Source organism: Aneurinibacillus migulanus, assembly GCF_001274715.1.
Lineage (GTDB): Bacteria > Bacillota > Bacilli > Aneurinibacillales > Aneurinibacillaceae > Aneurinibacillus > Aneurinibacillus migulanus.
In genome coordinates this window covers 2,548,422-2,562,824 of record NZ_LGUG01000004.1, presented here as the reverse complement: position 1 = coordinate 2,562,824, position 14,403 = coordinate 2,548,422, and the positions used below count along the sequence as shown (strand labels likewise).

Sequence of the window (14,403 nt, the reverse complement as noted above, 5' to 3'; positions counted from 1 at the left end):
CTAGCTCATTCTATCATTAGCTATTCCATCCATTCTTTCGCTTGCTTAATAACTTGTTCAACAATCGCTTCCGCGTGCTCGCCATCCGTCAGTAAGCGAGTCGCTTGTCCAGCCCATAATGACAGATACCGTGAATCATTCTGTGCTGCGGCTGCTCGGCGAATATCACCTGTTGCAGTATTCTGAGTAGGAAAAGGTAACGGCTTTACCCCTGAAGATTCTACGTGGTCAATGAAGGCATTACGAATCCCTCGCGCCGGACGCCCCGAGAAAGCTTTTGTAATAACCGTATCTTCCTCTGAACTAGCTAACAGCGCCTTCCGATATGCGGGATGAGCGCCTGACTCCGCCGCTGTTAAAAAACGAGTGCCCATCTGTACGCCCTGCGCTCCAAGCGCAAGCGCAGCGACCAATCCTCTCCCATCCATAATTCCCCCAGCTGCCACGACTGGAATACGCACGTGATCGGCTACCTGTGGAACAAGCGAAAACGTACCGATATTGGCACCGTATGGATGACGTCCGATATCAAACGTTCCTCTGTGTCCCCCGGCATCGCTTCCCTGGGCGACAAGAATATCGCTTCCTTTCTCTTCCGCAAGCTTCGCTTCCTCCACTGTTGTAATCATCGTAATTACGATGCGATGTGCCGCCTTAGCTTCACGCATGGCATCATCCGGCAATGTGCCAAAGGCAGTGCTAATAATCGGTACTTCTTCTTCAAGCAACACTTGGAACTGTTCCACAAATTTGTTCGGCGTATATAGCTCTTCTTTTCCAGCTTCGATGCCTAGTTCATCCCGTATCGGGTTCAGCATTCGCTGCACTTCCTGAACGCGTGATACGTCATCAGTCATATCAGCCGTAAACAAATTTACGCCGAACGGGCGATCGGTTAGCTGTCGGGTGGCTCGTACCGTTTCCCGAATCGCTTCCGGCTCCATATACGCGGCTCCAAGCGTACCCAATCCCCCGGCTCTCGATACGCCAGCCACCATCTCTGCCGTTGTCGGCCCTCCTGCCATTCCAGCTTGAATGACAGGATATGTAATGCCCAATTGTCGGCATAATTCAGTTTGAAGCCTATGCTTTGTCATATTTCTCCCTCCTCTGAATTTTATCTTCTCTTTTCTCTCTTACTTTTCCTTTTTTCAATTTATCATGTACTCATTTTTTAACAATGTTATAATATGTAATAGTTACTACATTATATATTTCATATATTATAACCTTATCTATATACATCTGATTTGATACATCGACAAATTCTTGTGGTGAGAGGTACGAAAAGAAGGAAGGGCGGTGGGCGGAAGCAGTCGGAAAAAGACAGACGGGCCTTTCTTCTGTTAGATCGCAGGGCGCATCCACCCTCTTCCTTTTCTGAATCGCCTCCTTCCAACCACGCTACCCTGTCAAAATATCAAGTATAATTTATATAGTGACGGAAAAGGGGGAGAAAATTGGAAACTATTCAAAATATAGCTGATTATCTTCTTGAACAAAATGAACACATCGCCGCTGAAATTTTTGCTAAGGCCACTGAAGAAGTAGAAACGCTCTATACACAGGATGAATTCACCAAACGGACGGCTTTCATCGCTGACTTTATTTTGTTTTTCGGTCACTATCTTCGTGACGGTGAACAGGCTGCTTCCTATCATAACCTTATCGAAAAAAGCCGCTTACTAGGTAAAATCGAAGCGCAGACAGGCAAAAGAATAAGCGACTGTATGCCACTGTATTCCATTATCCGTACACTTTTTACTGAAAGCATTCTCTCGGACGATCGTTTCTCTCTCACTAAAGAAGAGATCTTAGCTTTCGGAGCAAAGTTTCATGCGTTCTTTGACGTATTTCTCCGCGAAACCGTCCAGGCATTCAACGATTTTAAAGACATTTTGTTAAAAACCGTCCGCGAAGAATTAAATGAATTATCGGCGCCTATTGTTCCTATCGACAAGGGAATTGCAATCCTTCCTCTTATCGGCGCAATCGATTCACACCGGGCTAGATATATTCTGGAAAAGGGAATTCTCCGGGTCGTTGATTTGAAAATCCAGTATTTAATCATCGATTTCTCCGGCCTGCAAACAATTGATACTCTTGTAGCAGACTATTTATTCAAAATCGAAAACGTACTGCGGCTGCTAGGAATCGAGGCGGTGGTTACAGGAATCCGACCGGCGATTGCCAAAACAGCAATCGATATCGGGATCGACTTATCTTCCATTAAAGCGTATGGAACAGTACAACAAGCGTTAGAAGGCATTAATCATTAGGGGGACAAGCTGCACGAAGAAACGTGCAGCTTTTTCATTTTATATTTTCTTTATATAACAGTTGATGGACATTCCATCCTGTTATATAATAATAAAAAATATAGTTTTATCTTACTATTTTGCATACTTATGTAGTCAATCACCCATCCCTTAAAGATTATTCAATCTTTAAGCAGAGAGTTGTGAGAACAAATAAGCCTGGTTGATTAGTTCCCTGTACAAACAGGAACCGTTCGGCAAGAAGCTAAAAGGCACTTCGGGATACTTTCCCTCGTCCAAAGTGTATTCATCTAACCGCCTGTAGAGATGGAAATCTTCCACGCTATTGACGATAAAAAGGAGGAAAGCTATATGAGTCGAACAGAAAAATACGAAATTGCATGGGAGCGTTATTTAACTTCCTGTCACCGTCATGGAGTCGAGGCAGCCCTCGATTTCATCGAATTCGTCAAGCGACTCTCCCCCGAGCAAATTGATCTGATGCTCCAATAAGCAGCATCCACATAGAAAATCGATCTGCATCCGCAGATAAATACAAACAAGGCACCTCCACATCGTGGGCGGTGCCTTGTTTGTATTCATCTATCATTCATTTTTCCTTTTTGATAGCGTTCTCTTTTCTTACTCATGCTCCCGCTTTTCGTCCACTTTCGGTTTAAACACGAAATATGAGCCGATGACCAGAACGGTTAGTAGCATGGACAAGAAGAACTGTGAACGCATACCTGGAATGAACGCCATAGCGACTAAAATCGTTATCATCGCAGCAATTGTTACATAGGTCAGATAAGGAAACAGCCACATTTTGAACTTCAGCGAACCAGGGTTCTCCCCCTCTATTTTTTTCCGCATCCGCAAATGTGAGATCGCAATAACAAGATATACCAAAAGAGCAATTGCACCAGACGCGTTTACAAGGAACAAGAACAGCTTGTCCGGCGAGATGAAGTTGAAAATAGCGCACACATAAGCGAAAAATGTGCTGGCCCATACCGCCCGTACCGGCACTCCACCCTTACTGATTTTCAGCAGCGCACGCGGCGCGCTCCCTTTCTGGGCCAGCGAATATAACATACGTGAATTCGTATACAAAGCCGAGTTTAGGCAGGATAGAACCGCTACCAATACGACAACATTCATGATCTCCGCCGCACCTGGAATCCCTACCATACTAAGCATGGTAACATATGGACTCTCCAGCAGTTCACCCGCATCCCATGGAAGCAATGTAACGAGAACTGCCACTGATCCGATAAAGAAAAGTAGAATACGCCAAACAACGCTTTTAATAGCAATAACAACCGATTTTTCTGGATTTTCTGATTCACCTGCCGCAATAGCAGCGATTTCCGCTCCAAAGAAAGAAAAAATAACCGTAACGATTCCAACGAAAATAGCACCCCCGCCTTTCGGCATAAAGCCACCATGTCCAATTAAATTGGAAAGACCGGGAGACGGAATCCCTGGAACAAAACCGAAAATAATAGCCAAACCTAAAAGAATAAACAACGAGATAGCTACAATTTTAATCATAGCAAACCAATATTCAAATTCCCCAAATGATTTAACTGAATATACGTTTGTAAGCGTCAACAAAAAAGTGAGTATTAAACTCCATGCCCAGATCGGAACTCCTGGAATCCACCCATTCAAAATCGCTCCGCCGGCAGTCGCTTCAATGGCTATTACAATAACCCAGAAGAACCAGTACAGCCATCCGATCGTATAACCAGCCCAAGAACCGATTGATTGCTGTGCATAGGTGGAAAATGAGCCGCTGTCAGGATTCTGGATGGCCATCTCTCCGAGCATGCGCATAACCAATACAATTAAAAGTCCGGCTATCGCGTAAGAAACAACAGCCCCGGGACCTGTCTGATTAATAACAGCGCCGCTTCCAACGAATAACCCGGCTCCGATAATCCCTCCGAGAGAAATCATAGTAAGATGTCTAGTCTTTAGCTTTTTTTGTAGTTTCTGTTCTCCCATACAATCACCTTTCTGAATTTAACTATAATTCTATTAACAAGCAAAATTCATGCCACTTTATTTCAAATGCAAAAATGCAGTAAGCTAAGTATTCACCCTTGCATAGTGAGTCAAAATCGATTTATTTACAATTCAATAATTACTCATTGATTTTTTAAATAAAAAAATCTTGTTAGAATACCCATCCTCTAAAAAATATCGTTTTAAATCTGGATTTTTCCACAAATAAATTAACAAATGAGCAAGTCATATTTGATTTTTTTCAATATTTTATTTTATAGAAAAAGTAATTTTATATTTTCCATCCTTCTGAAAAGCTATACAAACATCGTTTTTTACTACAAAAGGAAAAAGCAGCCGAACGATTTATTCAGTCCGGCTGCTTCTTGTAATTCTTCCTGTTACCGATATATCGATATATCCTTATTATCTGTCCCCGTTCATTAGCAACCCGGGATTGCTAACGCCTTACGATAGTATAACGATTTCTAACGTGCGTTCCTATTGTCAGCGCTGCTACCCCTCCTTCTAACGCTTGACCGTCTCCCGCCTCTAAAGTAGCTGACAAGTGTCTCACGTTGCTTATCAGTACCTCCTTTGATTAGGGTGTACTTGTATATTACCCCGTTTCCTGGAACTAAAACATGTTTCTTGATTTTTTATATTTTTCTCCGCTCATTTCATACCTCGCGCTCTTCACCGTTTGCCACTCCTCCGTTTCTTTCGCGTGTCTTCGATAGTATCGAACAAGCTCATCAAACGAACACTCGTAAAAATGGCGGTCGCCAATTTTGAAAATACCTTGTTCAATTAATTTTTCCTGTAAGGTTTCTCTTATTCCATTCATTTTTCCTCACTGCCTTTTTGTTTTTCTTGCGCTTTTCTTCTCTCGCCAAGTTCCCGTAAAAAAGTCCGCAAAGAAGAGGTCGGCGCCGAAAATCCCTTCTTATCTCTCAAATAATACGCCTGCTGGAAGTAGCACCGTACAGGCATTCGCCCTCGGTTGCTGAAGTTTCATCGGACCAGTTCCCTCCACCTCTCTCGATAAGAAACGTTTGCCTATGCAGTTAGAAGATAATATATCACTTATATAAATTACACTTGATAGTTTGACGGGGGAGCGTGGTTGGAAGGAGGCGATTCAGAAAAAAAAAGAGGTTGGATGCGCCCTGCGATCCGGCAGAAGAAAGGCCAGTCTGTCTTTTTCCAACCGCTCCCGCCCTTCCTCCTTTTCTTCCCTCCCACCATAAACATTTGTCGATGTATCAAATCAGATGTATATAGATTAATACATAGTATACAATACATCCAACATAATACCAAGTATTTATATAAGAATTATTGAAAATAAGTGTGCAAGATGGTAAAATTAAGAAAACAATGACAAGCTATTAACTTGGCCATACAGGAGGAGAAAGAATGAAGACGATTGCAGTGATTGGAGGAAGTCAGAAGCAAACCCTGGAGAAATTGGCCCGCAAACAAGGATGCGGCATCATTTTTCATAGCGGAAAAACGGGAAAAAAGCGCGAAAAAGAATTTCTTCCTATTTTGCGAAAAGCGGATTGTGTTGTCGTAATGGCCGGAGCACTTAGTCACCCAAGTATGTGGACAGTACGTGAAGTCGCGGAAAAACTCGGAAAGCCTATCGTATATCATCAAGGATTCGGCGCTACAGGCGCATTAAAAAAAGGAGTGGCACTGATTGACTAATCTACCTTTTACTATTTTATGCAATGGTTTTTGGATTGACAAAAAGCCGCTAGCGAATTTACGCCTGCGGCTCTGTATATTGTTCTTTGTTTACTTCTGTATAATCTCCGCTGCAATAGTGCGACCTTCTCCTCTACGTACATGAGCCCCCTGTTGTGCCAGTACTTCTTCAAGCGCTGCAAGGAATAGAAGCACATTGCGTGGCTGGCAAGAGAACCCCATAAGACCGACGCGCCATACTTTTCCTTTTAATGCACCCAGTCCACCACCGATTTCGATGCCGTACTGTTCGAGCAGCTGCTTACGCACCAGCGTATCTTCAACCCCATCCGGAATATATACAGAGGTCAGCTGCGGCAGGCGAATATTCTCGGCTACATGCAAGGACAAGCCCATTCCTTCCAGGCCAGACTGCAGGGCGCGACCCAACTTCCAATGACGTTCCCACGTATTTTCCAGTCCTTCTTCCATTACAATACGGAGAGCCTCCCGCAAAGCATAATTCATGCTAATCGGTGCTGTGTGGTGATAGAAGCGTTCTTGTCCCCAGTAGTTTTGAATCATGGATAGATCAAGATACCAACTCTGTACTTTGGATTTGCGCTTCGCCATCGCCTCTGCTGCACGTCTGCTGAATGTGACAGGAGACAATCCTGGGGGTGCGCTTATGCATTTTTGCGTGCCGCTATAGCATGCATCCACTTCATTCTCATCAATGCCGACCTTCACGCCACCAAGCGATGTGACCGCATCCACGATTAAGAGTGCTTCATGCTCATGGACCAGCTGGGAAATTTCAGAGAGAGGCTGCAGTGCCCCGGTCGATGTTTCGGCGTGTACGACTGCCACGGCCTTCACTCCAGCATGCTCCTGTAACACTTCTTCTACTTGCTCTGGCCGAATGATATCTCCCCATGAGGCTTCGATTCGAATAACCTCTGCTCCACAGCGTTCAGCCACATCCACCATACGCTCGCCGAACAGGCCATTCACACCAATGACGACTTTATCGCCTGGCTCAAGCAGGTTGACGAACACTGTCTCCATACCCGAACTACCTGTTCCGGACATCGCAAGCGTCAGTTCGTTTTTCGTCTCGAATACAGTTCGCATTAATTCCATCGTTTCATTCATAATTTGCAAAAAGCTCGGATCCAGATGCCCGATGAGCGGCGTCGCCATCGCTTTCAGTACACGGGGATGAACATCACTAGGTCCCGGTCCCATCAATACACGGCTTGGAGGATTCAATTCTTTGAACATTGCTCTCATCCTTTCTCTTTCTGGTCCATGATAAATTTTCTCTCTACACATGCTATTTTAACTAATTATTTCAAAATAACAAACAATTTACTACACAAAGGTGTGATATCTTTATTATATTTAGCGATCGGATTCTATCCTTTTCATCTCGGCACACCGACTAGGCTTTGGAAACAGCTTATCCGCATTCAATAAGTTATGAGGATTAAACACTGCACGAATCCGGGTCTGCGCTTCGATTTCTTCGTCTGTACATATATACCGCATTTCTTCCCGTTTCTCAATCCCGACACCATGTTCACCTGTAATCGTGCCGCCAACATCAGCACACACTTTAAGGACGGCCGATCCGACCTCTACAGCCATGTCCGTCTCCCCCGGTTTACGGGCGTCAAACAAAATCAATGGATGAAGATTGCCGTCTCCCGCATGAAATACATTAGCGATACGCAGACCGGATGTTTCACTGATCCGCCTGATACTATCAAGCACTTCCGGCAGGCGGCTGCGCGGAATCACGCCGTCCTGAACAAGATAGTCAGGAGAGATTGTTCCCATCGCAGCGAATGCTGTTTTACGGTTTGCCCACCACCGTCCCCGTTCTTCTTCATCTCCCGCAACCCGCACATCCATTACGTTTCTCCGCTTGCATACATCAACAATTTCAGCAATTTGCTCATTAATACCGGCAGCGATTCCGTCTACTTCGATGAGCAACAACGCACGAAGACCAGGCGGATGACCGACCGGATACGTACCGCATTCCACACCTTCAATTGCTACTGTATCCATCATTTCAAGCGCTGCCGGAACAATACCTGCGGCGATAATATCCGAAACCGCGTAACTGGCGTCTTCTACCTCATCAAAATAGGCGAGCACTGTCTGTTTTTCTTCCGGATTCTTTAAAATACGTACCGTAATCTTCGTTACAATACCGAGCGTGCCCTCCGAGCCAGTCATAAAACCGAGCAAATCGTATCCCGGTATATCCGGCGCACCGCCAAGCTCTATAACTTCTCCATTTGGAAGGACAACCTCTAGGCCAAGGACATGGTTGGTAGTCACGCCGTATTTTAAGCAATGGGCACCTCCTGCATTTTCTGCCACATTGCCCCCAATTGTACAGGCATACTGGCTGGACGGATCAGGCGCATAATAATATCCCTTATCTGAAATCGAGTGTGTTAGCTTCAGATTGACAAAACCGGGCTGGACGACCGCAATTCGATTCTCTATATCCACATGAAGCAGCTTTTTCATCCGCACCAGACTGATAATCACTTCGCCACCGAGCGGAATCGCTCCACCACTAAGCCCTGTACCTGCGCCCCGCGGTAAAAATGGAATACGCATCCCATGCAAATGCTTTACTATAGCCGCCACCTCTTCCGTTGTCTTCGGAAAAATGACGGCACGCGGCATTCCACGATGAATCGTATACGCATCGCACTCATAAGCCAGCAAATCTTCCGGCTGGAATAATACCGCATCACTCCCTACGATTGCAGACAGCTCTCCGATCAATGGGTCCTTGGTTGTTTTCATGTGCTACACCTCTTCCATGGGCACATCCCGCCCTTCTTTTTGATACGACCAATCAAGCAGTTGCACCGTATGAACAACTCGCTGACTCCGTCCATATTTGGCTACCCCCATAGCTATCTGAAGCATGCAGCCGGGATTTCCCATAGAAATCAACTCCACATCGGCAGGCACGTTCTCCATTTTTTTATCAAGAATTCTCCCAGCCATGTCCGGGTTGGTCAGATTATAGATGCCTGCGCTGCCACAGCAGCGATCGGCATCCGGAAGCGGTATCATCTGTAAGCCAGGTATGTTTTCCAAGAGCTCGCGTGGCTCCTGGCGAACTCCTTGTCCGTGGGCTAAATGACAGGCATCATGGTATGTGATCCGCGTATCCAGCTTGCCCTGTGGCTTTCTATAGCCGTAATCATGCAGAAACTTCGATACATCTTCCACCTTCGCAGCAAATTGTTCTGCCCTCTCCCTGTATTCCCGATCGTCTCGCAACAGTTCCGGATATTCTTTAAGTGCGCAGCCACAACCCGCTGCGTTCACGATAATTTTATCTGGGTCCGCCGAAAGAAACGCATCGATGTTTTGACGAGCCAGACGCCTTCCTTCTTCCCGATCCCCGGCGTGTACATGGAGTGCACCGCAACAACGCTGGCCCTGTGGCATTCCCACTTCGTATCCGTTGCGTGTCAGCACCCGGATGGTCGCTTCGTTAATATCGCTAAACATTACATCCATAATACAGCCGGTAAACAGCGCTACCCGCATTTTCGCTTCACCGCTGGCCGGAATACCATAAGGGTATTTCGTAAGCGTTGGTTCCGTCACTGTAGGCATAATGGCTTCCATGTCCCGCAGGTGCTGCGGAGCAAGATTGACAAGGCCTGTTTTGCGTACGAATGACTGCAGGCCACTTCGCTGATATACTTTCAGTACCTTACCTATCGCATGCAGACGCGTAGGATACGGAAACAGATTACGTAAGAATGTGCGACTGACCGTTTTTTTCCATCCGGTCAAAGGCAGATCTTCCCGAATCTGACCGCGGGCCTCTTCAATCAGCGTGCCAACCTGCACTCCGGAAGGACACGCGGTCTCACATGCCCTGCAATCCAAACAAGTAAACACCGGGTCTGCAAACGCTTCGCTTATCGCCATCTTGCCTTGCGCCACAGCTTTCATCAAATGCACGCGACCGCGCGGAGATTGATGCTCATGTCCGAGTTCATCGTACGTTGGGCACGATTCAAGACACATGCCACAATGAACACAAGCCGCAAATTTATCTTCATCCGTTATCCCCACATGTACGGAGGCGGTTTCATATGTATGTGGATTCATCATCCGAATGCCTGGTTGATTCATCGTTATATCCCCCCTATGAATCGGCCCGGATTCAGAATGCGATCCGGATCAATCGTATGCTTAATGCCTCCAAGCAACGAAAAATGGGCTGGTACTTCTCCCCACACTTCTATCCGTCGTCTAAGCGAAAGTGGGGCATGCCGCACGATGGCATATCCTCCTCTCTCTTGTGCCAAACGGCGGATAGCATTGGCACAGCTGACAAGTTCCTCCTCATTGCCTCCTGTAAAAAAGACATATGAAATACCGTGTCCCGCTCCGCCATGCGCTTCCACAGCCACTCCCATGTCCTGTCCCAGACGATGACAGGCATCGATTATACCGAGTACATCCGTGTTTTTGCTTCCGATTTTCATCGCGATCTGTATCCCTGCCTCCTTCTCCTCCAATCCATATGGCGAAATACAAGCGAACGCATCCCACCACATTCGTGCCTCTTCTCCAATAAGCGCTTTTCTTAGCGACGCTTCCGGCGCACGACTTCGAACCCAAGCTTCCTGGTACTGCACCGCGCTCTCCACGTCCTCGAATGCAATCGCTAGTATATATCCCACCTTTTCTCCAAGACGTCCGGCAAGCGTGGGACTAATTAATTCAAGCGAAACCGGCTCCAGCATCGAATCTTGCAAGGTACGAATGAATCCTCTAATAGCATCCATCTCCGTTTCAGAAAAGGAAAGCAGCAGCAACCGTTCTGCTTTCGGCAATGGCCGAAGTTTAAATGATAGTTCACTAATAATGCCTAATGTGCCCATCGAACCGATAAAAAGCTTGTTCATATCATAGCCAGCCACATTTTTGACAACTTTCGCACCTGTGCGGATAATCGTGCCGTCCGGATATACAACTCGCATAGCAATCACATGGTCGCGGGCCGATCCGTAACGCAGGCGTTTTGGTCCGCTATCACCTGCGGCGACAATCCCACCGGCCGTAGCGTACGCCGGCCAGGCAGGATCAAGCGGCAACATCTGCCCATATTCCGCCAAATAATTCTGTAAATCTTGGACAGTAGTACCGGGACGAACGGTAACGATCATATCACCGGGTGAGTACTCGATAATACCGCTGCAACGCGAGAGTGAGAGTATGACATCGGCCGCTTCCTCTACTCCCCCGAATCCTCGCTTCGTCCCACCGCCCATCGGAATCACTTTCATTCCGTTCTGCTGGGCATGCTTCAAAATTTCTACGATCTCCTGTTCATTCTCTGGAAAAAGCGTATAGGGGGCTGTATTACCAAATGGATGAGAAGCAGAAGTTGCTTCAATCGTGATTTGTGGCAGTAGCATTTCTTTGTCTATCATTTTTCATTTCCCTCCCCTTTTTTACAAGCACGAAGTGGAGTACAACGATAAAAGGCTGTTGACAGATTGTCAACGGCCTTCGGTATAAGATGATCAGTTTACATATTACCTATCGTTTTTATACGACTCTCTATCGGATGGGATCGCCTTCTCTTTCCCATTATCCTGTACTTCTTTGATAACCCGGATATACGATTCTACAACCTTACCCGCTTTTTTAATAACGATATGCTCGTATTTTTCGCTCATATAAACTTCTCCCCTTATTCATATTCGCAAAAAACGGTAGCCGTATCCTACAGGAAAAGTAATGAAAAACATGGAAGAATGAATATTTTTTATTTATTAAATATTTCAATTTTATTTTATCACAAATAACAAGCAAAGGTCATCCTTAAAACGTAAAAATATGGTTTTTGTTTTATTGTTCCTTCACCCCTGTGTGATAGGTTGAAAAAAGGGTAAGAATAAACAGAGAAAGGAGCGAGCCATGTATCCCGAAAAATTAGTTGAACAATGTATGAAAAGAATTCAACCGTACGCCTGTGAAGGGTTTGTCTGGGGTAAGGGACCAGAGAACCCGACTTTCATGCTGGTGGGAGAAGCACCTGGTGCCACGGAAATCGAGAAAGGGGAACCTTTCATCGGCCGAGCGGGTGAAATGCTAAACCAGTTTCTGGACCACCTGGGCATTACAAGAGAAGAAATCTATATTACAAGCGTGGTACGAAGCCGTCCCTACAAATTCGAGACAAAGCACGCCAAGGATGGGACTGTTATACAACGAAAAGCCAACCGGACACCAAATCAAAAGGAAATTCTGGCGCACGCCCCACTCCTAGATTATCAAATCGCCACTATACGCCCTAAGCTCATTGTGACGATGGGAACAATCGCATTGCATCGTTTGCTCGGAAAAGAGCACCAAATTTCCGCAGATCATGGTACGCTGCTGCATACATCTGTTCTGAAGCTAGATAGTATGGAAACGAATACGTATTCATGGACCGATCAACAGTATAACGTATTCCCAACATACCACCCTGCTTCCATTTTCTACAACCGAAAATTGTTAGGTGAAATTTACGAAGACCTAGATAAACTTCGTCCCTTGTTACATTCATTACACAATTCAGCTCAACATATGAGTAGTAAATAACTTGTGAAGCTCTTTCCAGACGCGGAGACAGGACAATAATGTACGTACCTAATGTGTCAACCTCTTCACTACAAAAAAGCTGACCTTTATAAAGATCAGCTTTTACTTGTTGCAGCAAAAAAGGGGCATTATGTGTGCTTCTTTTTTTGTCGTAGCTTCTGTCTTCTACGAACGGCGCTAATACGCCGCATTTCCTGGTACATTGATTTGTTCTTCAGTTGCGCGAACAACAATTGTGACGGTCCGGTATTCTCCTCAATAATCCACAGCTTGCCGTTCTTGTCTACCGCCAAATCGAGTCCGACTTGCCAATATGTTTTATATTCATCGAATCTTTGACATGTTCTAAAGCCCAGCTCCAGCATTTCTTCCTGTAGCGCATCAATAGCGGCATTACTAAGGTTAAGAGATGCTCTAAGCGCGTGACGGACATCCGTGATATACCCCTTGCCACGTGCAAAGTTCGTTATGGCGCTATTCGGTCTCGCGACTTTCGCCAGCATGCCGACATACTTCCATCTTCCATATTCACGCATCATCATCAATCGGATATCAAACGGACACTCATCGATTTCGGCAAGATCAATCCCCTCTTGAATAACATAACGTTTCCCCGGTTCCAAACGCCTTTTTACCTTTTCGCACAGACTTTCTAGCGTTTTGCAGTGAACCGTTCTGCCTTTCTCCAAGATGTATGCGTATCCATCCTGGGTATGCCAAATTTTCATGACGCCACGGCCTCCCCAACCGTAGTCAGGCTTAACGTAGACAATCTGATACATTCTCACATAGCTCCGCAGCGCATGTTCAGAAAAAACCACCATGGGCGGCAGATAAGGCCGTATTGCATCTTCGTCCGAAAAAAAATTCCACAGTCTCCACTTCCCTAACTCACGACGCTTCCGTTTTCTCTTCGGCATTTTATCACCTACTCATCCAAGCTTCTTTTCTATTATATTCATGAGCAAGTGAAAGGGAGCGGGCCTGGTATACTATAATTTTATAGATTGGGTAACTGTTCCATTCCCCACTATCTCAAAGGAATCCGTATATTCTACAACATCAATCTCACACTGTTCCCCGATCATCACCTTTCTTCCGCGTACAAGTTTTGCTTTTGTCGCTTCCAGATAAATCTCATCCCCCTCAATAATATCTGCGGAGAAACAATCGTCTTGCTGAAACACAGTTTTTACAAAGCGTTCAAGAAGCGAAAAGAGGCCGCCCATTTTTTTCACAGTGATTTTCCCGCCACCTACCTCTTGTACGGAAGACCGATTTTTCACATGAATGTCCACTTCATCCGCGTTCAGCAATCCATGAATGGTAAGCATGCCTTTCGCCCGAAACCGGTCTGCTTCACAATCCCCGCTTACAGTCATCATGCCCTGCACTTGTATATCTTTCCCGCGCAACCTTCCTCCTACCTTGCCGCTTCCGTAGATATGCACATAGTCGCCTGTTACATCTTGTTTCGCTTCCATTGCTCCATGCGTTTTTATTGTTTGTGCCTGCACATGACCTCTCAATACCGTGCTACCGTTCGTTTCTAGTTCATCAACTTCCAGCTCGCCCCCCAGTACGGATGAACCGTTTGTTTTAACAAATCTCGCTTTTACCGTACCTTCAATTCTTCCCGATCCGTTAATCTTTACTTCCTCACATTCTGTATCTCCACGAACCTCTCCGCTACCATTAATTTCTACCCTGCGGAAAAGTCCGCCTCCTACAGTACCCGAACCGTTAATTTTAAGGTCCGGAAGCTGATGAAATTCTTTTTCTTTCATCT

The 14,403-nt window shown here is 45.7% G+C and carries 16 protein-coding genes and 1 riboswitch; of the genes, 5 read left to right on the top strand and 11 right to left on the bottom strand.

All coding sequences use genetic code 11. The annotated features are described in order from the left end of the window. Positions 1-20 precede the first annotated feature (20 nt). On the bottom strand, positions 21-1,097 hold the full coding sequence (locus tag AF333_RS14145) for an NAD(P)H-dependent flavin oxidoreductase (RefSeq protein WP_043064130.1): 1,077 nt from the start codon (positions 1,095-1,097) through the stop codon (positions 21-23). Between the two features lie 153 nt (positions 1,098-1,250). Between AF333_RS14145 and AF333_RS35265 the strand changes: the two genes are divergently transcribed. The 3 genes from AF333_RS35265 (at position 1,251) to AF333_RS33675 (ending at position 2,771) form a co-directional block, all read left to right on the top strand. After that, a complete protein-coding gene (locus AF333_RS35265) occupies positions 1,251-1,430 on the top strand; it encodes a hypothetical protein (RefSeq protein ID WP_235496451.1) in 180 nt (59 codons plus the stop codon). A gap of 30 nt (positions 1,431-1,460) precedes the next feature. Then, positions 1,461-2,279 carry an STAS domain-containing protein gene (locus AF333_RS14140; RefSeq protein WP_052520603.1) on the top strand — a complete coding sequence of 273 codons (819 nt, stop codon included), beginning with the start codon at positions 1,461-1,463 and terminating at the stop codon, positions 2,277-2,279. Positions 2,280-2,630: 351 nt separating this feature from the next. After that, positions 2,631-2,771, top strand: coding sequence for a hypothetical protein (locus AF333_RS33675; protein ID WP_158502294.1), 141 nt, complete (start codon positions 2,631-2,633; stop codon positions 2,769-2,771). 129 nt (positions 2,772-2,900) lie between these two features. Here AF333_RS33675 and AF333_RS14135 read toward each other — a convergent pair whose 3' ends face one another. From AF333_RS14135 to AF333_RS35260, 3 genes are all read right to left on the bottom strand, one after another. Next, positions 2,901-4,268: an amino acid permease gene (locus AF333_RS14135; RefSeq protein ID WP_043064129.1), complete on the bottom strand. Its 1,368-nt coding sequence runs from the start codon at positions 4,266-4,268 to the stop codon at positions 2,901-2,903. Positions 4,269-4,905: 637 nt separating this feature from the next. Next, on the bottom strand, positions 4,906-5,115 hold the full coding sequence (fbpA, locus tag AF333_RS14130) for a Fur-regulated basic protein FbpA (protein ID WP_043064128.1): 210 nt from the start codon (positions 5,113-5,115) through the stop codon (positions 4,906-4,908). Positions 5,116-5,211: 96 nt separating this feature from the next. Further along, positions 5,212-5,319, bottom strand: a riboswitch (SAM riboswitch). Positions 5,320-5,363: 44 nt separating this feature from the next. Further along, the gene (locus AF333_RS35260; protein ID WP_235496450.1) at positions 5,364-5,537 is read right to left on the bottom strand and encodes a hypothetical protein; all 174 of its coding nucleotides are present in this window, start codon (positions 5,535-5,537) and stop codon (positions 5,364-5,366) included. Between the two features lie 150 nt (positions 5,538-5,687). Here AF333_RS35260 and AF333_RS14125 point away from each other — a divergent pair, with 150 nt between their 5' ends. Continuing rightward, a complete protein-coding gene (locus AF333_RS14125) occupies positions 5,688-5,981 on the top strand; it encodes a DUF2325 domain-containing protein (protein WP_043064127.1) in 294 nt (97 codons plus the stop codon). Between the two features lie 90 nt (positions 5,982-6,071). On the opposite strand, the gene AF333_RS14120 is transcribed toward AF333_RS14125, so the two are convergent. The 5 genes from AF333_RS14120 to AF333_RS33670 all read right to left on the bottom strand — a co-directional run bounded on the left by AF333_RS14120 (position 6,072) and on the right by AF333_RS33670 (position 11,704). Continuing rightward, positions 6,072-7,244, bottom strand: coding sequence for a pyridoxal-phosphate-dependent aminotransferase family protein (locus AF333_RS14120; protein WP_080787578.1), 1,173 nt, complete (start codon positions 7,242-7,244; stop codon positions 6,072-6,074). A gap of 120 nt (positions 7,245-7,364) precedes the next feature. Next, on the bottom strand, positions 7,365-8,792 hold the full coding sequence (locus AF333_RS14115; protein WP_043064125.1) for an FAD-linked oxidase C-terminal domain-containing protein: 1,428 nt from the start codon (positions 8,790-8,792) through the stop codon (positions 7,365-7,367). Positions 8,793-8,795: 3 nt separating this feature from the next. Beyond that, on the bottom strand, positions 8,796-10,127 hold the full coding sequence (locus tag AF333_RS14110) for a (Fe-S)-binding protein (protein ID WP_043064281.1): 1,332 nt from the start codon (positions 10,125-10,127) through the stop codon (positions 8,796-8,798). Between the two features lie 23 nt (positions 10,128-10,150). Then, a complete protein-coding gene (locus AF333_RS14105; protein WP_043064124.1) occupies positions 10,151-11,455 on the bottom strand; it encodes an FAD-binding oxidoreductase in 1,305 nt (434 codons plus the stop codon). Between the two features lie 105 nt (positions 11,456-11,560). Further along, the gene (locus AF333_RS33670; RefSeq protein ID WP_158502292.1) at positions 11,561-11,704 is read right to left on the bottom strand and encodes a hypothetical protein; all 144 of its coding nucleotides are present in this window, start codon (positions 11,702-11,704) and stop codon (positions 11,561-11,563) included. A 241-nt stretch (positions 11,705-11,945) separates the two neighbouring features. On the opposite strand from AF333_RS33670, the gene AF333_RS14100 reads away from it, so the two are divergent. Then, positions 11,946-12,614, top strand: a complete 669-nt coding sequence (locus AF333_RS14100; RefSeq protein WP_043064123.1) for a uracil-DNA glycosylase — start codon at positions 11,946-11,948, stop codon at positions 12,612-12,614. 128 nt (positions 12,615-12,742) lie between these two features. Here AF333_RS14100 and AF333_RS14095 read toward each other — a convergent pair whose 3' ends face one another. Both AF333_RS14095 and AF333_RS14090 read right to left on the bottom strand, forming a co-directional pair. Then, positions 12,743-13,534: a YheC/YheD family protein gene (locus tag AF333_RS14095; RefSeq protein WP_043064122.1), complete on the bottom strand. Its 792-nt coding sequence runs from the start codon at positions 13,532-13,534 to the stop codon at positions 12,743-12,745. Positions 13,535-13,606: 72 nt separating this feature from the next. Further along, positions 13,607-14,401, bottom strand: coding sequence for a polymer-forming cytoskeletal protein (locus tag AF333_RS14090; RefSeq protein ID WP_043064121.1), 795 nt, complete (start codon positions 14,399-14,401; stop codon positions 13,607-13,609). Between the last annotated feature and the right edge of the window lie 2 nt (positions 14,402-14,403).

Bases quoted from the DNA above. Each gene is read 5' to 3' on its own strand.
- AF333_RS14145 (WP_043064130.1), bottom strand. From the start codon at position 1,097: ATGACAAAGCATAGGCTTCAAACTGAATTATGCCGACAATTGGGCATT.
- AF333_RS33675 (WP_158502294.1), top strand. From the start codon at position 2,631: ATGAGTCGAACAGAAAAATACGAAATTGCATGGGAGCGTTATTTAACT.
- AF333_RS14135 (WP_043064129.1), bottom strand. From the start codon at position 4,268: ATGGGAGAACAGAAACTACAAAAAAAGCTAAAGACTAGACATCTTACT.
- fbpA (WP_043064128.1), bottom strand. From the start codon at position 5,115: ATGAATGGAATAAGAGAAACCTTACAGGAAAAATTAATTGAACAAGGT.
- AF333_RS14125 (WP_043064127.1), top strand. From the start codon at position 5,688: ATGAAGACGATTGCAGTGATTGGAGGAAGTCAGAAGCAAACCCTGGAG.
- AF333_RS14120 (WP_080787578.1), bottom strand. From the start codon at position 7,244: ATGTTCAAAGAATTGAATCCTCCAAGCCGTGTATTGATGGGACCGGGA.
- AF333_RS14115 (WP_043064125.1), bottom strand. From the start codon at position 8,792: ATGAAAACAACCAAGGACCCATTGATCGGAGAGCTGTCTGCAATCGTA.
- AF333_RS14110 (WP_043064281.1), bottom strand. From the start codon at position 10,127: ATGATGAATCCACATACATATGAAACCGCCTCCGTACATGTGGGGATA.
- AF333_RS14105 (WP_043064124.1), bottom strand. From the start codon at position 11,455: ATGATAGACAAAGAAATGCTACTGCCACAAATCACGATTGAAGCAACT.
- AF333_RS33670 (WP_158502292.1), bottom strand. From the start codon at position 11,704: ATGAGCGAAAAATACGAGCATATCGTTATTAAAAAAGCGGGTAAGGTT.
- AF333_RS14100 (WP_043064123.1), top strand. From the start codon at position 11,946: ATGTATCCCGAAAAATTAGTTGAACAATGTATGAAAAGAATTCAACCG.
- AF333_RS14095 (WP_043064122.1), bottom strand. From the start codon at position 13,534: ATGCCGAAGAGAAAACGGAAGCGTCGTGAGTTAGGGAAGTGGAGACTG.
- AF333_RS14090 (WP_043064121.1), bottom strand. From the start codon at position 14,401: ATGAAAGAAAAAGAATTTCATCAGCTTCCGGACCTTAAAATTAACGGT.